22 protein-coding genes are annotated in these 23,577 nt (G+C 68.2%); 11 read left to right on the top strand and 11 right to left on the bottom strand.

From position 1 onward, the window contains the following. Positions 1 to 17: 17 nt before the first annotated feature. Together AC1DMQ_RS11505 and AC1DMQ_RS11500 are read left to right on the top strand one after the other, a co-directional pair. Positions 18 to 1,514 (top strand): CoA-acylating methylmalonate-semialdehyde dehydrogenase, encoded by a 1,497-nt coding sequence (locus AC1DMQ_RS11505; protein ID WP_477033695.1) that lies wholly within the window; start codon positions 18 to 20, stop codon positions 1,512 to 1,514. A gap of 130 nt (positions 1,515 to 1,644) precedes the next feature. Then, positions 1,645 to 2,529, top strand: coding sequence for a M15 family metallopeptidase (locus tag AC1DMQ_RS11500; RefSeq protein ID WP_477033694.1), 885 nt, complete (start codon positions 1,645 to 1,647; stop codon positions 2,527 to 2,529). Here the strand turns inward: AC1DMQ_RS11500 and AC1DMQ_RS11495 are convergent. The 5 genes from AC1DMQ_RS11495 to AC1DMQ_RS11475 all read right to left on the bottom strand — a co-directional run bounded on the left by AC1DMQ_RS11495 (position 2,504) and on the right by AC1DMQ_RS11475 (position 6,292). Next, positions 2,504 to 3,232: a DUF72 domain-containing protein gene (locus AC1DMQ_RS11495; RefSeq protein WP_477033693.1), complete on the bottom strand. Its 729-nt coding sequence runs from the start codon at positions 3,230 to 3,232 to the stop codon at positions 2,504 to 2,506. The genes AC1DMQ_RS11500 and AC1DMQ_RS11495 overlap by 26 nt on opposite strands. A gap of 30 nt (positions 3,233 to 3,262) precedes the next feature. Then, a complete protein-coding gene (locus AC1DMQ_RS11490; protein ID WP_477033692.1) occupies positions 3,263 to 3,991 on the bottom strand; it encodes an endonuclease III domain-containing protein in 729 nt (242 codons plus the stop codon). Between the two features lie 86 nt (positions 3,992 to 4,077). Continuing rightward, positions 4,078 to 4,650 (bottom strand): NUDIX hydrolase, encoded by a 573-nt coding sequence (locus AC1DMQ_RS11485; protein WP_477033691.1) that lies wholly within the window; start codon positions 4,648 to 4,650, stop codon positions 4,078 to 4,080. After that, entirely contained in the window at positions 4,647 to 5,648 is a 1,002-nt protein-coding gene (locus AC1DMQ_RS11480; RefSeq protein WP_477033690.1) for an inorganic phosphate transporter, read from the bottom strand. Before AC1DMQ_RS11480 ends, AC1DMQ_RS11485 begins: the two co-directional genes overlap by 4 nt. After that, on the bottom strand, positions 5,648 to 6,292 hold the full coding sequence (locus AC1DMQ_RS11475) for a DUF47 domain-containing protein (protein WP_477033689.1): 645 nt from the start codon (positions 6,290 to 6,292) through the stop codon (positions 5,648 to 5,650). The genes AC1DMQ_RS11480 and AC1DMQ_RS11475 overlap by 1 nt, the downstream gene beginning before the upstream one ends. Before the next feature lie 209 nt (positions 6,293 to 6,501). Between AC1DMQ_RS11475 and AC1DMQ_RS11470 the strand changes: the two genes are divergently transcribed. From AC1DMQ_RS11470 to AC1DMQ_RS11460, 3 genes are all read left to right on the top strand, one after another. Beyond that, the gene (locus AC1DMQ_RS11470) at positions 6,502 to 6,966 is read left to right on the top strand and encodes a (2Fe-2S)-binding protein (protein WP_477033688.1); all 465 of its coding nucleotides are present in this window, start codon (positions 6,502 to 6,504) and stop codon (positions 6,964 to 6,966) included. A 2-nt stretch (positions 6,967 to 6,968) separates the two neighbouring features. Continuing rightward, positions 6,969 to 9,146 (top strand): xanthine dehydrogenase family protein molybdopterin-binding subunit, encoded by a 2,178-nt coding sequence (locus AC1DMQ_RS11465; protein WP_477033687.1) that lies wholly within the window; start codon positions 6,969 to 6,971, stop codon positions 9,144 to 9,146. A 117-nt stretch (positions 9,147 to 9,263) separates the two neighbouring features. Further along, the gene (locus AC1DMQ_RS11460) at positions 9,264 to 10,619 is read left to right on the top strand and encodes an FAD-dependent oxidoreductase (RefSeq protein WP_477033686.1); all 1,356 of its coding nucleotides are present in this window, start codon (positions 9,264 to 9,266) and stop codon (positions 10,617 to 10,619) included. Here AC1DMQ_RS11460 and AC1DMQ_RS11455 read toward each other — a convergent pair. Then, positions 10,616 to 10,795 carry a hypothetical protein gene (locus AC1DMQ_RS11455; RefSeq protein ID WP_477033685.1) on the bottom strand — a complete coding sequence of 60 codons (180 nt, stop codon included), beginning with the start codon at positions 10,793 to 10,795 and terminating at the stop codon, positions 10,616 to 10,618. The two genes, AC1DMQ_RS11460 and AC1DMQ_RS11455, sit on opposite strands and share 4 nt — an antisense overlap. 185 nt (positions 10,796 to 10,980) lie before the next feature. Between AC1DMQ_RS11455 and AC1DMQ_RS11450 the strand changes: the two genes are divergently transcribed. The 3 genes from AC1DMQ_RS11450 to AC1DMQ_RS11440 all read left to right on the top strand — a co-directional run bounded on the left by AC1DMQ_RS11450 (position 10,981) and on the right by AC1DMQ_RS11440 (position 13,739). After that, positions 10,981 to 12,399 carry an MFS transporter gene (locus AC1DMQ_RS11450; protein WP_477033684.1) on the top strand — a complete coding sequence of 473 codons (1,419 nt, stop codon included), beginning with the start codon at positions 10,981 to 10,983 and terminating at the stop codon, positions 12,397 to 12,399. A gap of 222 nt (positions 12,400 to 12,621) precedes the next feature. Continuing rightward, positions 12,622 to 13,179 (top strand): hemerythrin domain-containing protein, encoded by a 558-nt coding sequence (locus tag AC1DMQ_RS11445; protein ID WP_477033683.1) that lies wholly within the window; start codon positions 12,622 to 12,624, stop codon positions 13,177 to 13,179. Between the two features lie 47 nt (positions 13,180 to 13,226). After that, the gene (locus tag AC1DMQ_RS11440) at positions 13,227 to 13,739 is read left to right on the top strand and encodes a CinA family protein (RefSeq protein WP_477033682.1); all 513 of its coding nucleotides are present in this window, start codon (positions 13,227 to 13,229) and stop codon (positions 13,737 to 13,739) included. Between the two features lie 85 nt (positions 13,740 to 13,824). Here AC1DMQ_RS11440 and AC1DMQ_RS11435 read toward each other — a convergent pair whose 3' ends face one another. Then, positions 13,825 to 14,082 carry a GlsB/YeaQ/YmgE family stress response membrane protein gene (locus AC1DMQ_RS11435; protein ID WP_028040338.1) on the bottom strand — a complete coding sequence of 86 codons (258 nt, stop codon included), beginning with the start codon at positions 14,080 to 14,082 and terminating at the stop codon, positions 13,825 to 13,827. A 535-nt stretch (positions 14,083 to 14,617) separates the two neighbouring features. Here AC1DMQ_RS11435 and AC1DMQ_RS11430 point away from each other — a divergent pair. Then, positions 14,618 to 15,982 carry a dicarboxylate/amino acid:cation symporter gene (locus AC1DMQ_RS11430; protein WP_477033681.1) on the top strand — a complete coding sequence of 455 codons (1,365 nt, stop codon included), beginning with the start codon at positions 14,618 to 14,620 and terminating at the stop codon, positions 15,980 to 15,982. Here AC1DMQ_RS11430 and AC1DMQ_RS11425 read toward each other — a convergent pair. The 4 genes from AC1DMQ_RS11425 to AC1DMQ_RS11410 form a co-directional block, all read right to left on the bottom strand. Next, positions 15,979 to 17,337 carry a PQQ-dependent sugar dehydrogenase gene (locus AC1DMQ_RS11425; RefSeq protein WP_477033680.1) on the bottom strand — a complete coding sequence of 453 codons (1,359 nt, stop codon included), beginning with the start codon at positions 17,335 to 17,337 and terminating at the stop codon, positions 15,979 to 15,981. The genes AC1DMQ_RS11430 and AC1DMQ_RS11425 overlap by 4 nt on opposite strands. A 72-nt stretch (positions 17,338 to 17,409) precedes the next feature. After that, a complete protein-coding gene (trxC, locus tag AC1DMQ_RS11420) occupies positions 17,410 to 17,850 on the bottom strand; it encodes a thioredoxin TrxC (RefSeq protein WP_477033679.1) in 441 nt (146 codons plus the stop codon). A gap of 51 nt (positions 17,851 to 17,901) precedes the next feature. Then, positions 17,902 to 19,062 carry a glycoside hydrolase family 88/105 protein gene (locus AC1DMQ_RS11415; RefSeq protein WP_477033678.1) on the bottom strand — a complete coding sequence of 387 codons (1,161 nt, stop codon included), beginning with the start codon at positions 19,060 to 19,062 and terminating at the stop codon, positions 17,902 to 17,904. A 318-nt stretch (positions 19,063 to 19,380) separates the two neighbouring features. Beyond that, entirely contained in the window at positions 19,381 to 20,142 is a 762-nt protein-coding gene (locus AC1DMQ_RS11410; protein ID WP_477033677.1) for a FadR/GntR family transcriptional regulator, read from the bottom strand. 146 nt (positions 20,143 to 20,288) lie between these two features. On the opposite strand from AC1DMQ_RS11410, the gene manD reads away from it, so the two are divergent. Together manD and AC1DMQ_RS11400 are read left to right on the top strand one after the other, a co-directional pair. Next, positions 20,289 to 21,500: a D-mannonate dehydratase ManD gene (gene manD / locus AC1DMQ_RS11405; protein WP_477033676.1), complete on the top strand. Its 1,212-nt coding sequence runs from the start codon at positions 20,289 to 20,291 to the stop codon at positions 21,498 to 21,500. 187 nt (positions 21,501 to 21,687) lie between these two features. Then, positions 21,688 to 23,577: a hypothetical protein gene (locus tag AC1DMQ_RS11400; protein ID WP_477033675.1), complete on the top strand. Its 1,890-nt coding sequence runs from the start codon at positions 21,688 to 21,690 to the stop codon at positions 23,575 to 23,577.

Here is a 23,577-nt window from a genome sequence, read left to right as displayed (position 1 = left end):
GATCTAGGGAGCGTATCATGCGGACCATCAGCCATTTCGTGAACGGACAAGCCCTCGAAGGGCAGTCCGGCCGCTTCGGCGATGTGTTCAATCCGAACACCGGCGAGGTCCAGGCCCGCGTGGCCCTGGCCACCGACGCCGAGCTGGACGCCGCCGTCCAGGCCGCCGCCGCCGCCCAGATCGGCTGGGCCGCGACCAATCCCCAGCGCCGCGCCCGGGTGATGTTCGAGTTCAAGCGCCTGATCGAGCGCGACATGAACGCCCTGGCCGAGATCCTGTCGTCCGAGCACGGCAAGGTGATCGCCGACTCCAAGGGCGACATCCAGCGCGGCCTGGAAGTCATCGAGTTCGCCTGCGGCATCCCCCACATCCTGAAGGGCGGATACACCGAGGGCGCGGGGCCCGGCATCGACGTCTATTCGATGCGCCAGCCGCTGGGCGTCTGCGCGGGCATCACCCCGTTCAACTTCCCGGCCATGATCCCGATGTGGATGTTCGGCATCAGCATCGCGGTGGGCAACACCTTCATCCTCAAGCCGTCGGAGAAGGATCCGACCGTGCCGGTCAAGCTGGCCGAGCTGATGATGGAGGCCGGGGCGCCCGCCGGTGTGCTGAACGTCGTGCACGGCGACAAGAGCGCCGTCGACGCCATCCTGACCCACCCGCTGATCCGCGCCGTCAGCTTCGTCGGTTCGTCCGACATCGCCCACTACGTCTACCAGACCGGCACGGCGCACGGGAAACGCGTCCAGGCCATGGGCGGCGCCAAGAACCACGGGATCGTCCTGCCCGACGCCGACCTCGACCAGGTGGTCAAGGACCTGTCGGGCGCTGCCTTCGGCTCGGCCGGCGAGCGCTGCATGGCCCTGCCGGTCGTCGTCCCGGTCGGCAAGAAGACCGGTGACGAACTGCGCGAGCGGATGGTCGCCGAGATCGAGACCCTGAAGGTGGGCGTCTCCACCGACCTGGCCGCCCACTATGGCCCGGTGGTCAGCGCCGCGCACCGCGCCAAGATCTCCGACTATATCCAGATCGGCGTCGACGAAGGCGCGGAGCTGGTGGTCGACGGCCGCGACTTTTCCCTGCAGGGCTTCGAAAAGGGCTTCTTCATCGGCCCGTCGCTGTTCGACGGAGTCAAGAAGGGCATGAAGACCTACCAGGAGGAGATCTTCGGCCCGGTGCTGCAGATCGTCCGCGCCGAGAGCTTCGAGGAGGCCCTGGCCCTGCCGTCCGAGCACCAGTACGGCAACGGCGTCGCCATCTTCACCCGCAACGGCCGGGCGGCGCGCGAGTTCGCCAGCCGGGTCAATGTCGGCATGGTCGGCATCAACGTGCCGATCCCGGTGCCGGTGGCCTATCACACCTTCGGCGGCTGGAAGCGCAGCGCGTTCGGCGACACCAACCAGCACGGCGTCGAGGGCGTGAAATTCTACACCAAGGTCAAGACGATCACCGCGCGGTGGCCGGAGGGCGAGGTCGAGGACAGCGCCTTCGTCATCCCGACGATGAAATAGGACAACAGGCGGGGCGATGCGCAGAATGGCCGGACCTTTCATCGCGATCGCCCCTTTCCTGATGGGACTTGTCCTGACCGCAGCCGCCTTGGCCCCGTCCGCTTCGGCGTCTTCCCTTGACGCCGCAGGGATGGCGGCTGTCGGTCAGTATGGCGAGCGCGGGGCGCCGTTGACGGTGTTCGAACGGGCCGGCGTCCTGCGCGTCGACGGCCAGGGGCGCAAGGACGCCAAGCTGACGCCGCTGGGCCGCAATCGCTACGGCATCGAAGGCGGCGGCGAACTCGTGCTCGAGCCGGCCGCCCTGCGCCTGGACGGGACCCGCCTGCCGCGCCACGACTTCGGAGCCGAGGTCGAGGCCGCGATCCGCGCGGCGGTGCGCGCCGACCCGGCCGCCCTGCGCGCCAGGGCCCAGGCCGCCAAGCCGCCGATCGAGACGGGCGAGCACAAGCCCGCCGACATGGTCGATCTGTCGACCCTGGGTCCGACGATCCGCTTCGACATCCGCTATGCCGGTTCCGACAACTTCATGGGCCTGGCGCTGTACGAACGCTCGGCCGCCTACATGCAGCGTCCCGCCGCCCAAGCCCTGGCGCGGGCCGCCAAGGCGCTGGAGGCCCAGGGCTACGGCGTCCTGATCCACGACGCCTACCGACCCTGGTTCGTCACCTGGATGTTCTGGGAGGCGACCCCGCCCGAGGACCACATGTTCGTGGCCGACCCCGCCAAGGGCTCGCGCCACAACCGCGGCTGCGCCGTCGACCTGACCCTCTACGACCTGAAGACCGGCAAGCCGGTCGAGATGCCCAGCCGCTACGACGAGATGTCGGGGCGCTCCTATGCCGACTTCATCGGCGGCACGACCCGTCAGCGGGCGATGCGGGCGATCCTCCGCGACGCCATGGTCGCCCAGGGCTTCGAGGTCTATCCCGAGGAGTGGTGGCACTTCGACTACGGGGATTGGCGCAGCTACGGAATCGGGACGAAGACGTTCACGGAACTGGCGGAGGCGAAGTGAGCGCCATCAGTTTCAGCGCGTCGGTGGTCGCCGCGCCGAACTGGGTGTTGTCGAAGATCCACCAGCTTTCGGTCGTCTCGATCTCACCGACGGCCTGCCGGGCCAGAGGCTCCAAGCGACCGTCGTCATAGGACGTAGCGTACATCGCGGGCGAGCCGTGCAGTCGGCGATAGACCAGGCCGCTCCAGCCGCCGGGCTCGGCGGCGGCGGAGACCACGGCGGGATCGGCGGCAACCCGGGCGACCTCAAAGGCCTTCAGCAGAGTTTCCGCCGGCGCGTCGAACCATGTGGCGTGGCGAGGCTCCAGCACCGTCGCGGCCGTTGTCGACTTGCGCCAGGCGATGAGGAAGGCCTCCACGAGGCAGGCGTCGAACCTCAGGCTCGGCGGCAACTGGATCAGCAGCGGCCCGAGCTTGCCGCCCAGCCCGCCGCATTCGTCGAGGAACCGCGCGAGCGGATCGCCGATATCGACCAGCCGCCGTTCGTGGGTGATCGTCCGGGGGACCTTCACCGCGAACCGGAAGTTCGTCGGCGTGGAGCGCTCGTAGGTCTTGCCCTGGTGCGGCCGATAGAAGGACGAGTTGATCTCGACAGCGTTGAAGACCGCCGCGTAGCGCTCGAGGCCCGTGCCTTCGGCGGGGAAGCCTTCGAGGGTTCGCGGGAAGCTCCAACCGGCCGTGCCGATGCGGATGTCGTGAGGCATGGAGGGCTAGCGTGCGAGGGCGGCGGTGGTTCAGTTCCGCGGCCGCCAGGCCAAAATATCCGCGCTGCGCTCCACGCCCACCCGGGGACACGTTCCCTTCAGCGCGCAGGCCCCGCACCTCGGTGCGTGGTGCGAGCACAGCAATTGGCCCAGGCCCTTCATCAGCCAGTGCAGCTCGTAGAGGTCCTCGGCCGTCCAGCTGTCGGGGACCATGTCCATGAGGGCGCGATAGGCGTGCGCGGTGTCGTAGCTGGCGGGGATCAGGCCCAGGCGGACCGCGACGCGGTGGACGTGGGTGTCGACCACCAGGGCCCGCATGTTCAGGGGGCTGAAGTTCAGCACCGAGGCGGCGACCTTGACCCCGACGCCGGGCAGGCCCTGCAGCCACCAACGGGCGCTGTCCAGCTCCAGCTCGGCCAGGTGGTCCAGCGACAGCTTCCAGCCGCTGCGCACCTGGATCAGTCGCAGGGCGTGCGGCAGGTGACGGGCCTTCTCCTCGGGGAAGGTGACGTCCTTGATCAGTTCCTGGACCTCGGCGTCGGGTGCTTCGGCCAAGTCCTCCCAGGCGGCGAAACGCTCCTTCAGGCGGTGGTAGACGGCCCAGGAGACGGCGTCCTTGGTCCGGCCGCTGATCGACGACTTGACCAGTTGCGACACAGGATCCAGCCGCTTGGTCGGCCGCTGCGGGCCAAAGGTCTTGAGCAGCCCGTCGCGCATGGCTTCGAGCGGCGAGGTCGACAGGTCGAGGGACAGCTGCATGGCGATTCTCGTTCGGAACGTAACGAGAACATAGTGAATGCGAAGTGGCTTGTCGAGTTATCCCCAGTTTGTTCCCCGGCTTGGGGTCAGAGCCAGCGGCGCCGGCGGCCCCACATCACGGTGATCCGCCGCCGCAGGCGCGTCAGGGCCACGCGCACCGGGGTCGGGGCCTGGGTGGGGGCCGGGCGTTCCTCGGCGGGCAGTTCGACGTTGGCGAAACGCGCGATCAGCTCGCGCAGCTCCGGCTCCTGCACCGCCAGCGCCGCCTCGACCGGCGACATCCACTGCAGGGTGCGCTGGCCCTTTTCCGGCCAGGTGGCGTGCTCGCCGGTGACTTCCAGCGGATAGACGTCGACCGTCACGGGACGCGCGGCGCCGCTCTTCAGGCGCTTCAGATAGGGATAGTCGCCGATCGGGCGCTCGACGATGCGCCCGTCGAGCCCGGCTTCCTCGTAAGCCTCCTGGGCGGCGGCCTGGTGATCCAGCTTGCCCTTCATCTGCCAGCCCTTGGGGATCACCCAGCGGCGCGTTTCGCGGGACGAGACCAGCAGGATCTGGAGATCGGCGGAGTCGGCGGTCGAGCGCCAGGGCAGGGCGGCGACCTGACGTCGCCGCTGTCCAGACTTGCCCCCCTGCTTGCCGCCCGCCGTATCCGTCACTTCATCCAGAATCCGAGATAGTAGAACGCCGCCGCGACCAGGCCGGCCGCGGGCAGGGTGACGATCCAGGCGGTCACGATGCTCTTGGCCACGCCCCACCGGACGGCCGAAACCCGACGCGAAGCGCCGACTCCGACAATAGCGCCTGTGATCGTGTGAGTCGTCGAGACCGGAACGCCCAGATGCGTAAAGAAGAACAACGTGATGGCTCCGCCGGTTTCAGCGCAGAAGCCCTGCATGGGCGTCAGGCGGGTGATCTTGCTGCCCATGGTGTGGACGATCCGCCAGCCGCCGAACAACGTGCCCAGCGCCATGGCGGTCTGGCACGAGATCACCACCCAGAACGGGATGTGTCCCGGCTGGTCGCTGATGCCGTGCGCGAACAGCAGGGCGGCGATGATGCCCATGGTCTTCTGGGCGTCGTTGCCGCCATGGCCCAGCGAGTAGAGGGCGGCCGAGACGAACTGGGCCTTGCGGAAGATCCGGTCGGCGAAGAACGGCGAGCTCTTCAGGAACGTCCAGGAGACGATCAGCACCAGCAGCAGGGCCAGCAGGAAGCCCAGGGTCGGCGAGACCACGATCGCCGCGGCGGTCTTGCCCAGGCCAGCCCACTGCACCGCGCCCAGGCCGCCGACCTTGGCGACCGAGGCCCCGACCAGGCCGCCGATCAGCGCGTGCGAGCTGGACGAGGGGATGCCGGCCCACCAGGTGATCAGGTTCCAACTGATCGCGCCCATCAGGGCGCCGAAGATCAGCCGGTCGGTGATCACGTGCGGATCGATGATCCCGGAGCCGACCATCTTGGCCACGCTGGTGCCGAACACCGCGAAGGCGATGAAGTTGAAGAACGCCGCCCACAGCACCGCCCACTTTGCCGACAGCACGCGCGTCGAGACGATGGTGGCGATCGAATTGGCCGCGTCGTGCAGGCCGTTCAGGAAGTCGAAGCCCAGGGCGACGATGATCAGAACCACCAGGATGAGGAAGGTGGGGTCCACTAGACCTGCTCGACCACGATGCCGCTGATGCGGTTGGCGACGTCCTCGAAGCGGTCGACCACCTTTTCCAGGTGGCTGTAGATGTCGACCCCGACGATGAAGGTCATCGGGTCGCCGCCGCGATGCGCCATGAACAGCGCCTTGCGGCCCTGGTCGTACATCTGGTCGGCCTGCTCCTCGATCTGGGTCACGCGGACGGCCAGCTCGGTCAGGCGCTGGGCGTTCTTGCGCATGTCGGGCAGCAGGGCCACGGCCTGGACCGTCAGTTCGGCGGCCTGGACGATGATCTTGGCCATCTCGCGCATCTGCGGCTCGAAGGTCTTGACCTCGAACAGGCTGACGACCTTGGCGGTCTTGCGCATCTGGTCGATGGCGTCGTCCAGCGAGGTGGTCAGATCCTGGATGTCGCTGCGGTCGAACGGGGTGATGAAGCTGCGGCGGACCGCGCCCATCACCTGGCGGGTGATCTCGTCGGCCTCTTCCTCGTGCTGGTAGACGCGGGCGCTGGCGGCCTCGACGCCGTCGCCGCCTTCCATCAGGTCCTGCAAGGCCTTGGCCCCGGCGACCAAGGTGGCGGCGTGCTGCGCGAACAGATCGAAGAAGCGGTCTTCCTTGGGCATGACAGCCCGGAACAAGCCCAGCATGGTCGCTTCATCCTCTATTTCGAAGCGTGGAGAGTTTCGCGGACGTCCTTGTACGGAAGAACGCCCGGCGCGGCGGAGCGGAACCACGGAAGCCGGCCGCGTTCAAGTCCTACGTGACGGTTTTATGACAGCTTTTGTAGGTGCGCGCCCTCTGGTCGCGGCCCCAAGCCTTTGGCACTCTGGCGCGGCGTCGGTTCGGGAGCAGCGAGATGTCGGCAAGCCTCAAGGTCAACGGCCAGGTCCACACCGTGGACGCCGAACCCGATACGCCCCTGCTGTGGGTGCTGCGCGACGTCCTGGGCCTGGTCGGAACCAAGTACGGCTGCGGCGTGGCCCAGTGCGGGGCCTGCACCGTGCACATCGACGGCGTGGCCATGCGCTCGTGCGTCACCTCGCTGGCCCGGGTGGGCTCCAAGTCGGTGACCACCATCGAGGGCGTCGGCGTTAGCCCGGTCGGGGCCAAGGTCCAGGAGGCCTGGAAGGCCGTCGACGTGCCGCAGTGCGGTTACTGCCAGGCCGGCCAGATCATGTCGGCCACCGCCCTGCTGGCCGCCGCGCCCAAGCCCACCGACGACGAGATCGACGCGGCGATGAACGGCAACCTCTGCCGCTGCGCCACCTACATCCGCATCCGCAAGGCCATCAAGGCCGCGTCGGGCCAGGTGGAGGCGTGAGCATGACCGCGATCCTCGAGAACCCGTCCCGTCGCCTGTTCCTCAAGACCGGCGCGGCGGCCGGCGGCGGCCTGCTGCTGTCGTTCAGCCTGCCGGGCCTGGTCCAGGCGCAGGGGGCGGGCACCAACCCTTTCAACGCCTTTGTCCGCATCGCGCCCGACGGCATGGTGACCATCGCCGCCAAGCGGCCGGAGATTGGGCAGGGGATCAAGACCTCGATGCCGATGCTTATCGCCGAGGAGCTGGACGTCGACTGGTCGGCCGTCCGCATCGAGCAGTCCCCGGTCGACGCCAAGGTGTTCGGCGAGCAGTCGGCCGGCGGCAGCACCTCCACGCCCGACGACTGGGAGCCGATGCGCCAGGTCGGCGCCGTGGGCCGGGCCCTGCTGATCCAGGCCGCCGCCCAGCGCTGGAGCGTCCCCGCCGCCGGCCTGGCCACCGAACCGGGCTTCGTGGTCGACAAGGCCGGCAAGCGTCGGGCGTCGTACGGCGAACTGGCCCAGGCCGCCGCCGGCCTGACCGCGCCCGACCCCAAGACCCTGACGCTGAAGGACCCCAAGACCTACCGGATCATCGGCAAGTCCCAGCCGCAGTCGGACACCCCGGACATCGTCGTGGGCAAGCCGCTGTACGGTATCGACGTGCGCGTGCCGGGCATGCTGTACGCCACCTTCCTCAAGGCCCCGGTGTTCGCCGCCAAGGTGGCCAAGGTCGACCTGGCGCCGGCCAAGGCGGTCAAGGGCGTGCGCCACGCCTTCGTGGTCGACGGCGGGGCCGAGCTGGAAGGCCTGCTGGCCGGCGTGGTCGTGGTCGCCGACACCTGGTGGGCGGCGCGCAAGGGCCGCAACGCGCTGGAGGTCACCTGGGCCGACCACCCGACCAGCGCCCAGAGCAGCGCCGGCTTCATCGCCAAGGCCGCCGAGCTGCACGGCCAGCCGCCGCACCGGAACGTCAAGACGGTCGGCGACGTCGACACCGCCCTGAAGGGCGCGGCCAAGGTCGTCAAGGCCGACTACAGCTATCCGTTCAACGCCCACGCCACGCTGGAGCCGCAGAACTGCACGGCCAGCTTCAAGGACGGCAAGGTCGAGATCTGGGCCCCGGCCCAGAACCCCGAGGACGGCCGCGAGCTGGTGGCCAAGACCCTGGGGATCAAGCCCGAGGACATCACCATCCACTTCACCCGCAGCGGCGGCGGCTTCGGCCGGCGGCTGATGAACGACTTCATGGTCGAGGCGGCGTGGATCTCCAAGACGGTCGGGGCGCCGGTCAAGCTGCTGTGGACCCGCGAGGACGACATCCAGCACGACTTCTACCGCCCCGCCGGCTTCCACCGGCTGACGGCGGGGCTGGACGCCCAGGGCGGGCTGACCGCCTGGCGCAACCACTTCGTGACCTTCGGCGAGGGGCAGAAGTTCGCCCGGGCCGCCGGCATGAACGCCACCCAGTTTCCGTTCGGCGCGGTCGAGAACTACGCCTTGGACGTCTCGGTCATGCCGCTTGGCGTGCCGACCGGCTGGCTGCGGGCCCCGGGCAACAACGCCTATGGCTTCGTGCTGCAGGGCTTCACCGACGAAGTCGCCCACGCGGCCGGCGCGGATCCGGTGGCGTTCCGCCGCAAGCTGCTGGGCGAGCCCCGGCTGATCGGCGAGCCGGGCAAGGGCGACAGCTTCCACACCGGCCGCATGCGCGCCGTGCTCGACAAGGCCGCCGAGGCGTCCGGCTGGGGCCGCAAGACCGCCAAGGGCGTCGGCCTGGGCGTGGCCTGCCACTACAGCCACCGCGGCTATGTGGCGGTGGTCGTCGAGGTCGCCGTGGCCGACGGCCAGGTCGAGGTCCGCAAGGCCTGGGCGGCGGTCGACGTCGGCCGGCAGATCGTCAATCCGAACGGCGCCGAGCAGCAGGTGCAGGGCTCGGTCCTGGACGGGATCGGCAGCAGCCTGGGCCAGGCGATCACCATCGAGAACGGCGCGGTGTCCCAGAGCAATTTCGGCGACTTCCCGATGCTGCGCCTGGCCGACGCGCCGGATGTCGAGGTGCGCTTCGTCACCAGCGACAACCCGCCGACCGGCCTGGGCGAACCGGCCCTGCCGCCGGCCCCGGCCGCCCTGGTCAACGCGATCTTCGCGGCGACCGGCAAGCGTATCCGAAGCCTGCCGATCGGCGACCAGCTGGCCTAGGCGAAGCGGGCGCGGCATAGCGTCCCACGCTCAAGTTTAGGGCCGGTTCACCACGTCCGGCGGGCTGGCCTTAACCTTATTGCGCCAGGGTGATCCTCGAACGGGGATGATCGCGTCATGGGGCAGCACGTCGAAACCTTGGTGATCGGGGCCGGGCCCGCCGGCCTGACCGCCGCCTATGTCCTGGCCAAGGCGGGGCGCGACGTCGCCGTGCTGGAGATGGACCCCGGCCAGGTCGGCGGCTCGAGCCGCACGATCGACCACAACGGCTTCAAGATCGACCTGAACGGCGGGGCCTACGCCTCGGCCTCGCCCAGCGTGCTGGCGCTGTGGTCCGAACTGCTGCCCGACGGCTTCGTCGAGCAACCGCGCACGGCGCGGATCTATCACCGCGAGCGGTTCTACGCCTATCCGCTGAAGACCCTGGAGACCCTGGCTCATCTGGGGCTGCGCGGCGCCGCGGCCTGCCTGGCCTCGTTCGGCCTGGCCAAGATGCGCCCGATCAAGACGCCCCGGACCTTCGCCGACGAGATCCGCAACCGGGTCGGCGAGCGCTTGTCGACCATGCTGTTCCGGCCCTTCGCCGAGAAGGTGTCGGGCCTGATCAGCGACCAGATGCCCGCCGGCCGCGCCAACGCCGCCAAGCCCACGGCCAGCCTGCGCTATCCGCGCGAAGGAGCCGGCGCGGTATGGCGGGCCTGCGCCGACAGGATCGCGACGCTCGGGGGTGAAGTCGCGCTGGGCCGCCGCGTGGAGACCCTGAAGTTCGACGCCGCCGCCAAGCTGTGGACCGTGACGATCCTGCGCGAGGACGGCGCCCATGAGGTCCGCACCGCCGACCACGTGGTCTCGACCGCGCCGCTGCGCGAGCTGATGAGCATGTTGCGTCCGACGCCGATCAGCCTGTTCCACGCCGGAGAGTTGATGTACCGCGACCAGATCACGGTCGCCCTGGTGGGCCGCACGCGCAAGCCGCTGCGCGAGACCGCGATCGACGTCCACGACACCGACCTGCAGGTCGGCCGGGTGCAGAACTATCGCGCCTGGTCGCCGGCCATGGCGCCGGAAGGCGAGGCGGCCAGCTGCCTGGGCCTGGACTATTTCTGCTTCGAGGGCGACGGCCTGTGGTCGGCCAGCGACGCCGACCTGGTGGCCCTGGCCTGGCGCGAGGCCGCGGTCATGGGCCTGATGGACCCGACCGCCGTCAGCGACGCCCGCGTCGTGCGCCAGCGCAAGGTGCTGCCGATCGAGGACGAGGATTGCGCCGAGCACCGGGCGATGATCCGCCTGGACCTGAAGATGCAGTTCCCCAGCCTGCACCTGGCCGGCCGCAACGGCCTGCACCGCGACGGCGAGCGCGACCATGCCACGCTCAGCGGCTTGCTGACCGCCGAGAACATCCTGGCGGGCGAAGCCGCTCACGACGTGTGGGACGTTCCGACGGCTCCCAGCCCGAGCCGCAAGGCGGCTTAAGCGACGAAGCGTTCCCGGCGCGCGGCGTCGGCGGAGGGGCTGGCGGCGCGCATCGCTTCCGGCTCCCTGAGCGAGCGCGCGGACCAGCACAGCAGGTGCGTGAACGCGTCGGCCAGACCGATCACGGCGATCACGGTCACCAGGCCCGACATCAGCAGAATTGCGATCATCGACATCACGGTCTTCCCATCGACGGGGATTTGTCGGAGTTTTCCGACTAACCGTCGAATCGGGTGATCGGTTCCCATAGGTGTCTCGACGGGATCTCAGAGCGGGCGGTTTTCGCCCTCGACGCTTGACAACGTTGTCACCGTTGGGGTGGATGTCGCGTCCCGCAACGTCGGACAGGGGAGTAAACAACATGGCAGGTATGGGTGCGGCGCAGGCTCCGACGAACGGAGCGGCCCCCAAGTCTGGAGAGGGCAAGTCGGGAGGAGGCGGCCTGATCCTGGCCGTCGTCTACGTCACGGCGCTCTTCTTCATCTGGGCGTTCGTCACCAATCTGATCGACCCGCTCGTGAAGAGCATGAAGGTCATCTACACGCTGACGGACTTCGAGACGCAGCTGAACCAGTTCGCGTTCTTCATCGCCTACGGGATCATGTCGATCCCCTCGGCGGCCTATCTGGCCAAGAACGGCTACGCCAAGTCGATCGTGCTGGGCCTGACCGGCATCGTCGCCGGCTGTCTGATAGCCTGGTCGACGACCTTCTCGCACAACTTCATCACCGTGCTGCTGGGTCTGTTCGTGGCCGCTTCGGGCATCACCCTGCTGCAGGTGGCGGCCAACCCGCTGATCGCCTCGATGGGCGAGGCCAAGAACTCGCACTTCCGCCTGAACCTGTCCCAGGCCTTCAACTCGATGGGCGCCTATGTCGGCGGCATCTTCGGCGCGAAGTTCCTGCTGCAAGGCCCGCTGTTCGAAAAGGACGTGGTGGTCACCGAGAGCATGAAGGTCATGGGCCTTGGCTTCGTGACCAACGTCTACCTGCTGATCGCGGTGGTCCTGGCGGTGTTCACCCTGGCGGTGTTCATGGTGCGCAACACCATCACCCACCACGCGCCGAAGATGGCCGAGCACGCCGAGTCGCCGTTCAAGGCCTTGCAGTCCAAGTGGGCCAATCTCGGCTCGCTGGGGATCTTCCTCTATGTGGGCGCCGAGGTCTGCGTGATCTCGGGCATGATCTTCTTCCTCGAGCAGAAGCAGATCATGAACCTGCCCTCGCAGGTCGCCGGCTATGTCGGTCCGATCTTCATGCTGTTCGCGATGTTCGGCCGGTTCGGCGGCTCGGTGCTGCTGCGCTACGTCAAGGCCACGACGATGCTCGCCTTCGTGGGAGCCTGCGCCGCGGGTCTCTGCACCCTGGTCATCGCCACCTACCACATGCCCGCCACGCCGCTGGCCGGCAGCGTCCACCTGCCGGGCGACTACATCGCCCCGCTGACCATGGGCTTCATCCCGGGCGTCGCGGCGATCCTGATCGGCCTGTTCAACTCGATCATGTTCCCGACCATCTTCACGATCACCCTGGAACGCTCGTCGGCCCCGGCCTCGGCGACCTCGGGCCTGATGTGCATGGCCATCTGCGGCGGCGGGTTCATCTCGATCCTGTACGGCTTCACGGTCGACCAGTTCATCCACAACTTCCCGATCGGGGCCCGCTCGCTGGCCTTCATCGTGCCGCTGGTCTGCTACCTCTACGTCCTGTGGTTCGCGTTCGCGGCCAGGGGCGCGAAGGTCCACCAGATCCAGGAAGACGCGGTGGCCGGCGGCCACTAGGCCTCGCCTCCAAGCCGAGACGGGAAAGCCCGGGCGTTTCGCGCCCGGGCTTTTTCATGTCGCGAGGTCGCCTTGCTGCGAGGGATTCGCGAATACTGTTTGTCGAGAAGTCGACACGCTTTGTAATACTTGTCGGTGCAGATCCCGGATCGGGAACGACCCCTGAATTGAAGTGTTTGTGATCCGCCGACTTCGGCGACCAAGCATTCAGGGAGAGACACCATGGCGACCGCCGCCAAGAGCTCATCGACCAAGGCCACCTCCGCCAAGGCCAAGGCCAAGACCGCCAAGCCCCGCCGCACCCGCCGCACCGGCCGTCGCGACCCGCTGGCGATCACGCTGCTCAAGAAGGATCACCGCGAGGTCGAAGGCTGGTTCGACGAGTACGAACAGCTGGAGGCCGACGCCGAAAAGCTGGCCCTGTTCAACAAGATCGCCCTGGCCCTCAAGGTCCATACCCGGATCGAGGAGGAAATCTTCTATCCGGAGGAACGCGGCGAGGTCGAAGACGACATGCTGGACGAGGCCTATGTCGAGCACGACGGCGCCAAGAAGCTGATCGCCGAGATCGAGGCGATGAAGCCGAGCGACGAATATTACGACGCCAAGGTCAAGGTGCTGGGCGAATACATCAAGCATCACGTCAAGGAAGAGGAGCAGCCCGGCGGCATCTTCGCCCAGGCCAAGAAGGGCGACGAGGATCTCGAAGCCATGGGCGAACGCATGAAGGCTCGCAAGGACGAGCTGATGGCCGAAATGGGCGGCAAACAGCCGAACTGATGTTGTGAGGAAGGCCTCCGGGCCTTCCTCTCTCTTCCGGAGGGCCCATGGCTGAGGCGCTTGATCCGATGTTGCCGTCGGACATCGATGAACTGACGCGGGCGGTCCTTGAGGCCGCCTGTTCGCGCGAACTGACCCTAGCCACGGCGGAGAGCTGCACCGGCGGCCTGCTGGCGTCCCTGCTCACGGACATGCCGGGATGTTCGCACGCCTTCGACCGCGCCTTCGTGGTCTACACCGACGCCGCCAAGATCGAGCTCCTGGACGTGCCGTCGTCGTTCCTGGCGCACGGCGGGGCGGTTTCCCAGCCGACGGCCATCGCCATGGCCGACGGCGCGATCAAGCGGTCGAACGCCGATGTGGCGGTGTCGATCACCGGCTGGGCCGAGGATGTCGGCGATCCGGAGAGGCCCGGCGGCCTCGTCCATTTCGCCTGCGCGCGGCGCGGCGGCTATACCCACCATCGCCAGGTCCGGCTGGGCGATATCGGTCGCGGCCCGTTCCGGATCGAATGCCTGCGCGTCGCGCTGAAGATGCTGCAGCAGGCCGTGGCGCTCTGACGCGTTGGCCTTCGGGGAAAGCGGACATGAAAAAGCGCCTCCGGCTAGGCCGAAGGCGCTGTTTCTGTTTCGGTCGGCTTGAGCTTTAGAGCGCTCGGCGACCGGTGAAGGCGTGGTAGATCGCCAGGACGACGACCGCGCCGATCACGGCGACCAGCAGGCTGTAGAGGTTCAGGCCGGTGACGCCGGCGGAACCGAACTGATTGAACAGGAACCCGCCCACCACGGCGCCGACGATCCCGAGCACCAGGTCCACCACCAGGCTGCCGCCCGTACGGCTGACAAGTTTGCTGGCGATGAAGCCGGCCACGAGGCCGAGCACGATCCACGCAAGAATAGACATGTACGCCTCCTTGGCATCAAAAGGCGTGCGAACCGCGCGCCGATGGGAATTAAAGGCGTCGCCAAGACTTTCGTTCCGACACGCGTGCGTGTTCAGGCGGGAAAGCGCCGCGAAGACTTTTGGACAGTTCGCGCGTTGCTTCCGATCGCGATCAGCGCGGCTTGCCGATGCGGGCCTGCACGGCCTCGACAAGCTTCTGCGCCGGCGCGCGGCCCAGCAGGATGAAGGCGCCGGAGCCGATGACGGCGCCGATGAGGAAGGACAGGCTCATGGGAAATCCCTGGGTACTGGAAGCTGCGACCGCATCCTTTTTAGAGCCGGCGCCCAGTCGTTGACCATGTGACACGCCGACGCCGGGCGCCGTCTTGCGCGATCGGGTCGATCCAGATGCATTGAACCCGCGTCGATGAATTCTGGTTGGGCGTTTCCACCCGAAGGCGTCAGAACCATGGGCAAGAAGGCCCGCGCGGCGTGATCTTCGCGGGCCTTGTCACGTTATGCTGGAGGGCCCGGACCGGGTCTTCGAGAGGATCAGATGGCTCAGACCCAGACTTCTCCGTCTTCGGCCGCCAAGCCCAAGGGCCGGTTCATCGGAAGCTTCGGCGTCCAGGTGCTGGTCGCCATGATCGTGGGCCTGGGGCTGGGCCTGCTGGCCCGGTCGCTGGGGCCGGCCGAGGGACAGCCCGGCTACGGCCTGGCCGAGACCCTGCATCAGGTCGGGGCGATCTTCGTCCAGCTGCTGCGGGTCCTGGTGCCGCCGCTGGTGTTCACCGCCATCGTCGCCAGCATCGCCAATCTGCGCGAGCTGCAGAACGCCGCCCGGCTGGTCTGGCGCACCCTGCTGTGGTTCGCGATCACCGCCCTGATCGCCGTGGCCATCGGCATCGCCCTGGGCCTGCTGCTCCGTCCAGGCGAGCATGCGGTGGTCGATCTGGCCGCCGCCCACGCCCCGCGCACGACCGGCTCGTGGCTCGACTTCCTGACCGGCCTGGTCCCGTCCAACATCCTGGGCCTGCAGGCCTCGACCAAGATCGTCGAGGGCGCGGCCACGACCACCACCTCGTTCAACGTGCTGCAGATCCTGGTCCTGGCCCTGGTGGCGGGCGTGGCGGCGATCAAGGTCGGGCCGGTCGGCGAGGGTTTCCTGGCCTTCAACGCCTCGGCCCTGGCCGTGGTGCGCAAGGTGCTGTGGTGGGTGATCCGCCTGACGCCGATCGGCACCATCGGCCTGCTGGGCAACGCCGTGGCCCAGTACGGCTGGACCACCCTGGGCCAGCTGGGCGCCTTCGCGGGCGCGATCTATATCGGCCTCGGCTTGGTGCTGTTCGTGGTCTATCCGGCCATCCTGGCGCTGAACGGCCTGAACCCGCTGCGGTTCTTCGCCGGCGCCTGGCCGGCCATCCAGCTGGGCTTCGTCTCGCGCTCGTCGATCGGGACCCTGCCGGTGACCGAGGCCCTGACCGAGACCCGCCTGGGCGTGCCGCGCGCCTACGCCGCCTTCGCCGTGCCGCTGGGCGCGACCACCAAGATGGACGGCTGCGCGGCGATCTATCCGGCCGTGGCGGCGATCTTCATCGCCCAGTTCTATCACCTGCCGCTGCAGCTGACCGACTACGGCCTGATCGTCTTCGTCTCGGTGCTGGGCTCGGCGGCGACGGCGGGACTGACCGGGGCGGTGGTCATGCTGACCCTGACCCTGTCGACCCTGGGCCTGCCGCTGGAAGGCGTGGGCCTGCTGCTGGCCATCGACCCCATCCTCGACATGGGCCGCACGGCGGTGAACGTCGCCGGCCAGGCCCTGGTGCCGACCATCGTCGCCAAGCGCGAAGGCATACTGGACGAGGCGGTCTTCAACGCCCCGCCGCGCGAAGTGGGGACCGACGAGGCCTTGCCGGCCTAAGGCGCGGGAGCGGGCGCAGCCTTCGGAACCGGCGCTGGCGCGTTGGCCGCCACCCGCCACACGGCGTTGCCGACGTCGTCGGCAACCAGCAGGGCGCCGAACTTGTCGACCGCCACCCCGACCGGACGGCCCAGGGCCTGGCCCTTGGGGTCGAGGAAGCCGGTCAGGAACGGTTCGGCCGGGCCGGACGGCATACCGCCCGAGAACGGCACGAACGCCACGCGATAGCCGTTGACCGGCTTGCGGTTCCACGAGCCGTGCTGGCCGATGAAGGCGCCGCCCCGATAGCGGGCCGGGAAGGCGTCGGCCTTGTAGAAGGTCAGGCCCAGCGAGGCGGTATGGGCGCCCAGGGCGTAGTCCGGCTTGATCGCCTTGGCCACCAGGTCGGGCCGTTGCGGCTTCACCCGGGCGTCCACCGTCTGGCCGTAGTAGCTGTAGGGCCAGCCGTAGAAGCCGCCGTCCCTGACCGAGGTCATGTAGTCGGGGACCAGGTCGTTGCCGATCTCGTCGCGTTCGTTGACGCTGGTCCACAGGGCGCCGCTGGCGGGCTGCCAGTCCATGCCGTTGGGGTTGCGCAGGCCCGAGGCGAAGACGCGGCTGGCGCCGGTGGCGGGATCTATCTGGAGGATCGCGGCGCGGCGCTCCTCGGCGGCCATGCCGTTCTCGCCCACATTGCTGTTGGAGCCGACGGTCACGTACAGCTTCGAGCCGTCCGGGCTGGCGATGACGTTCTTGGTCCAGTGATGGTTGATCGGCCCGGCGGGCAGGTCGGCCACCTTGCGCGGCGCGGCGGTGATCCGGGTCTGGCCGGGCTGATACGAGAAGGCCAACAGGGCGTCGCTGTCGGCGACATAGAAGGTGTCGCCCACCAGGGCCATGCCGAACGGTGAGTTCAGGCCCGACAGGAAGGTGGTGCGCACCTCCAGCGTCCCGTCGTTGTCGGCGTCGCGCACCAGGGTGATGCGATTGGCCGAGGGCACGGTGGCCCCGGCCCGGCCCATGATCTGCTTCTCGAACCAGCCCTTGATCCCCTTGCTGTCGTCCGGCTTGGGCGGGGCGTTGGTCTCGGCGATCAGCACGTCGCCGTTGGGCAGCACGTACAGCCAGCGCGGATGGTCCAGGCCCCGGACCAGGGCGGTGGCGACGAAGCCGGGCGCGGCGTCCGGGGTCTGGCCGTCGGCCCAGCGAACCGCCGGGGCGATCTTCATCACCGGGATCGTCTGCTTCTTGGCGGCGGGCAGGACGGGGTTGGGGCCGTAGCCTTGCTCGGGCGGCAAGGCCGGTCCGGCGCCGCAGGCCGACAGCAGCAGGGCGGCGGGCCCCAGGGCCAACAGGGCATGGTGAGCTTTGGGCATCGTCGGCCTCCCTACCTCGATCGCCTTCAGGCTAAACGCGAAATGCCGCCCCGGGGGTCCAGCTTGACCATCCTAGGCCGGAGCGTGCTCGTCCAGCCAGCGGCGGAAGAAGCCTGGATCGGGCAGGCCGGCCTGGTTCGCGGCGACCTTGCCGTCCTTGAACAGGAACAGGGCCGGGATGCCGCGCACGCCATAGGTCTGGGCCAGGGCGGGTTCGGCGTCGACGTCGACCTTCACGAACCGGGCGCGCGGCTCCAGTTCGGCGGTCGACCTGGCGAAGATCGGGGCGATGGCCTTGCAGGGGCCGCACCAGGCCGCCCAGAAGTCCGCGACGATCGGGATCTGGCTGTTGGCCACGTGCTTGCGGAAGCGGGCGGTGGTCAGGTCGACGGGCTGGCCAGTGAACAATGGCTGCCCGCAGCGGCCGCATTTGGCCGCCTTGGCGTCGCGCTCGGCCGGCAGGCGGTTGGTGGCGTCGCAGTGCGGGCAGACGATGTTGACGGTCTCGGCCATGCCCTACCTCTAAAGCGATGCGGTCTCAACGAAGCGGCGGGCGCTTCGGTTCTACCGGCCGACTTCCGACGCCGCGAGAAGGAAGGCGCCGACCCCGTACAGCTGGGTGTTGTCCGCCTCGACATGGTCGGGGGCGTAGCCGATCTGCTGCACCCAGCCCAGCTTGCCGTCGGGCTGGACGGCGACGGCCAGGGCGTTCCAGCCCTTGGTCATGGCGGTCTCGTACTTCGGCCCCTTCAGCAGCCCGTGGTTCAGGCCATAGGCCAGGCCGTAGACGAAGAAGCCGGTGCCGCTGGTCTCGGGCGGGGTGTTCTTGGGCGCCAGCAGGGAAGGGGGCCAGTAGCCGTCGGGCTTCTGCAGGGTCACCAGCCGGTCCGACATCCGCCGGAACAGCGCCTCGTAGCGCGGGCGCGAGGGATGGTCGGCGGGCAGGGTCTTCAGGACGTCGACGATCCCGGCATAGGCCCAGCCGTTGCCGCGGCTCCAGAATATCTTGCGGCCCTTGTCGTCGCGGCGGTCGAAATAGCGGCTGTCGCGGTAGTAGAGGCCTTCCTGCTTGTCGAGCAGCCAGTCGGTGGCGGCCCAGAACTCCTGGTCGCCGTAGGCGGCGTAGCGGGGATCGCCGGTGGCCTGGGACAGGCCGGTCCAGGCGGCGGGGGCCATGAACAGGGCGTCGCTCCAGCACCAGCGGGCCTGGCAGGGCTGGTCCTCGGTCCCGTCGATGAAGGTCAGGTCGGTCTTGGGCGGATCGGCCAGGATGGCGTCGAAGCGCGCTTGCAGCGGGGCGATCTGGGCCTTGTCGTGGTCGCGGCCATAGGCCCACAGCCAGGCCTGGCCGATCACGTGGTCGTCGGCGTGCAGCGGCCGCCGGCCCAGGCCCCAGCCTTGCTGGACGCCGTGGTCGCGAACCGCCTGGACTAGGGCGGGATCGCCGGTGCGCTCGGCGAAGGCCGTCAGGCCGACGAACAGCGCGCCCTGCACCCAGCCGCGCGGATCGGGCGTGGCCCGGTGGCCGTGGGTGTAGTCGAAATTGTCCATGTGGCTCAGTTGCCAGGCGGCCACCTCGCGGCCCAGCGTCGCGGCCTGGGTCGCCATCGCCGTCCGCGCCGCCGCGGGCTTGGGCTGGGCGGGGGCGGCCGTGGCGACGCCGGAGCTCAGGGCCAGGGCGGACAACGACAGGGCGGACAGGGCGATGATCAGGCTGGCGCGCATGGCGTTGTTCTTCCCCGAAGCGCGTGACCTATGCCGCCACGTCGCCGGCCAGTGCTAAGTCGGTTTGGCCGCTGGTCAAGTCAATAGACGGCGTTTCCGCCGAGCCGGCCAGATCGGTCTGGCCAAATAACGTTCTTGTACGATTAATGGTCAGGCCAATTGTCTTGCATCGGGCCACGGCTGAGCTATTCTGGCTTCGACGAACCTCGTCGGCCTACGCGATGAACTTGTCCTTCATCGCATCCTCCTCCCGGGGCCGGCCGGCGACGGGCGGCTGGAGCCTTCCCTCCAGCCGCCCATCCTACAGCTCTTGAATCGCTAGATCAGCGAGCGGCGGGCCAGCTCGTTGCGGCGGGCGGCGACTTCGCTGCGGGCCTGCTGCATGGCGTCGATCTCGGTGGCGGTCAGCAGGTTGTCGATCACCCGGCCCAGGTGCTCGCGCATGGCGTTGCGGGCTTCCTTGGGGTCGCGGGCCTTCAGGGCGCTGAGGATTTCCTGGTGGTCGTCGATCAGCGGGCGCACGCCCACCTGGCGGCCGCGTTCCAGCATCGCCCGGCACAGCGGCGACTTGTAGCGCAGGTCCCACAGGTTCTCGATCACCGAGACCAGGGCGGCGTTGCGGGTGGCGCGGGCGATGGTGACATGGAACCGGCGGTCGGCCAGGTCGCCGCGCACGTCGTGTTCGTTCTCCGCGACCATGTCGTCGAGGATCTTTTCCAGGTCGATCAGTTCCTGGTCGGTGATGGTGGTGGCGGCCAGGGCGCAGGACTCGCCCTCGATCAGGCGGCGGGCCTCGGTCAGCTCGAAGGCGCCGATGTCCAACTCGGGAGCGGGAACCTCGGGGGCGGGGGCCTCGGTGACATAGACGCCCGAACCGTGGCGGGCCTCGACCAGCCCGCGGATCTCCAAGGCGATCATCGCCTCGCGCACCGTGGGGCGGCTGACCTTGTATTCTTCGGCGAGGTCCCGCTCCGAGGGCAGGCGATGTCCGGGGTGGTAGGAGCCTTCGCGGATCGATTCGGCGATCGCGTTGGCGACCTGCTGGTAGAGCTTACGAGTTTCTGCGGTCGACGTGGTCATGCGACTTTCCCGCCCAGCGCGCATCGCCGGGCCGACGGCAGCCTAGAGCATGGTCGCGAAAGACGCCACGTCGCTCTGGCGCAATTGTAATATGTTGTCTATGGATTGGTCAGGCCACTTAAGCGACCCAGGTAGACCAACACTCCATGCTCAAGATTATCGACGCCAAGGTTATCGTCACCTGCCCGGGACGCAACTTCGTCACCTTGAAGATCACCACCTCGGACGGCGTCACCGGCGTCGGCGACGCGACGCTGAACGGGCGCGAGCTGGCGGTGATCAGCTATCTTCGCGACCACATGATCCCCTGCCTGATCGGCCGCGACGCCCATCGCATCGAGGACATCTGGCAGTTCTTCTATCGCGGCTCGTACTGGCGCGGCGGCCCGGTGGGCATGACCGCCCTGGCGGCGGTGGACATGGCGCTGTGGGACATCAAGGCCAAGGTGGCCGGCCTGCCGCTGTACCAGCTGCTGGGCGGCGCCTGCCGCGAGGGCGTCACCGTCTATGGCCACGCCAACGGCGAGACCATCGAGGACACCATCGCCGAGGCGGTGAAGTACAAGGGCCTGGGCTACAAGGCCATCCGCCTGCAGACCGGCGTGCCCGGCCTGGCCAGCACCTACGGCGTGTCGGGCGACAAGATGTTCTACGAGCCGGCCGACGGGAACCTGCCCACCGAGAACGTCTGGTCGACGGCCCGGTACCTCAAGCACGCCCCCAAGCTGTTCGAGGCCGCGCGCGAGGCGCTGGGCGACGACGTCCACCTGCTGCACGACGTCCATCACCGCCTGACGCCGATCGAGGCGGGCCGACTGGGCAAGGATCTGGAGCCCTATCGCCTGTTCTGGCTGGAGGACGCGGTGCCCGCCGAGAACCAGGCCGGCTTCCGCCTGATCCGCCAGCACACCACCACCCCGCTGGCCGTGGGCGAGATCTTCAGCCACGTCTGGGACGCCAACATCCTGATCCAGGAACAGCTGATCGACTATCTGCGGGCCACGGTCCTGCACGCCGGCGGCATCACCAACCTGCGCAAGATCGCCGCCTTCTGCGACCTGCACCACGTGCGCACCGGCTGTCACGGCGCCACCGACCTGTCGCCGGTGACCATGGCCGCGGCCCTGCACTTCGACATGTCGATCCCGAACTTCGGGCTGCAGGAATACATGCGCCACACGCCCGAGACCGACGCGGTGTTCCCGCACGCCTACAGCTTCAAGGACGGCATGCTGCATCCGGGCGAGCAGCCGGGCCTGGGCGTCGACATCGACGAGACCCTGGCCGAGCAATATCCGTACAAGCGCGCCTACCTGCCGGTGAACCGGCTGGAGGACGGGACCATGTACAACTGGTGAAGCCTTTCCGCGCCGTCTCGCGGCGGCGCGGAGGTCGGATTTCTAGGTTTCCAATTCCTTGATAATTGGTCTGACCTAAACTCCTTATGCGAGCCAATTGGCTTGACAATATCGGTGACACCGGTAGCAGATGGCCTGGCCACATAAGAAATCGTCTCCGCCAAGGGCTGACGAGGGCGGGGAAACCATGTCGTTCAAGTCCATGCGCAAGCGCCTGTTGCTGACCGCCGCCCTGGGCGCGGTCGCGTCGCCGGCCCTGGCCGCCAGGCCCTCCGCCACGGCCGCCGATCCGGGCGGGCGCGGCCAGGCCTATGCGACGGTCGCGCCGATGAGCCGCACGGTMGAGACGCGCCTGCTGCCGCAGATGGCCGTGCTGCTCGACAAGCTGATGGTCGAGAAGCGCGACATGACGCTGGACGGCGTCCGGGTGTTCGACGCCGACGACAAGTTCTTGCCCGGCAAGGTGGCGATCGGCCTGGCCTATCTGCTGATCGACACGCCACGTGACGATCCGAAGTTCGCCACCTACCTGGCCGGCTATCGCCAGATCGCCGACATGACGGTGGACGACACCAACAACACCTGGGGCATCTATTACTACATCCAGGCCCTGCACATGCTGCAGGAGGCCGGCCTGCTGGAGCAGGCGGTGTCGCCGGAAACCCTGGCCAAGCTGAAGGCCAAGCTGGACTGGCGCAAGTTCGTCCGCACCGACGACCTGACCCTGATCGATCTGCCCAACAACTACTACGGCGTGGCCTTCAGCGTGGCGCGGCTGCGCTACCAACTGGGCTGGGAGGACGCCTCGGCCAGCGAGGCCCTGCTGGAACGCACGCTGGACCACTATCGCAAATATTCGGGCGAATACGGCTTCGCCGACGAGACCGACGGGGAAGGGCGGTTCGACCGCTACAGCGTGCTGCTGATCGGCGAGATCAGCCACCGCCTGATCGAGGCCGACATGCCCGCGACGCCCGAGGTCAAGGGCTGGCTGCGCAAGTCGGTCGACCTGATGCTGCCGCGCCTGAACATGCGGGGCGAGGGCTTCGAATACGGCCGCAGCATCGGGACCTACGGCGAGACGGCGTTCCTGGAGGTGCTGACCGCGGCGGCCAAGCTGGACGTGCTGACGCCCCAGGAAAAGACGATGGCCTACGCCTTCTCGTCACGCGTCACCGCCCGCTACATGGACTTCTGGTTCGACCCCAAGATGGGTTCGGTGAACCTGTGGGAGCACGGCCGGCGCACCGACGAGTATCGCGGCAAGCACCGGATCCTGGGCGAAAACCTCAGCCTGGCGCGCCAGCACATCTACACCAGCGCGATCTGGAACGAGCTGGGCTTCAAGGACAAGGCGCCGGACGCCGGCTACGCCGCCTGGCTCGACACCCTGCCCAAGCGCCGGGTCACCTGGTTCGCGCGCGGTGAACACGACCGGCTGGTGGTGACGCTGCGCGATAGAGGCCGGGTCATCGGCCTGCCGATCATCAACGGCGGCAAGAGCCAGCACGAGAATACGCCCTACTACCCGATCCCGTTCTCGCCCGGCATGTTGGCCGGCGTGGCCGACGGCGAGTTCCCGCAGCTGTTGCCACGCCTGACCCTGGCCGACGGCTCGCGCCTGACCCCGCTGGCCTACGCCCGCAACGTCAAGGTGACCGAGCAGGGCGCGCGGACCGTCGTCACGTACGAACAGACCCAACTGGACAAGTTGGGAACCAGCGCGCCGATCGCCGACGACCGGTTCAGCGTCAAGACCACCTACATCCTGGAGCCGGGCAAAATCAGCCGCACGGACGTGTTCACGCCCAAGGGCGGCCAGCGGATCAAGGCCGTGGACCTGTCCTTCGCCGCGTTCTCGGCCGCGCCCAGCACCAAGGGCGGCGCCACGACCTACGGCCAGGGCGACGTCCGGAGCTTCAAGGTGACGGGGCTGAGCTGCAGCTCGCGTTCGCTGGCGGAAGAAAAGGCCTACCGCACGCCGACCGGCGCGTTCCAGAGCCTGACCGAATGCGCGGGCGGGGAGCAGGCCCTGTCGGGACCGCTGACGGTGGGCTGGACGCTTAGCTACCGCTAG

It is taken from the genome of Caulobacter sp. 05L422 (genome assembly GCF_056397765.1).
This window is presented reverse-complemented; position numbering and strand designations above follow the sequence as displayed.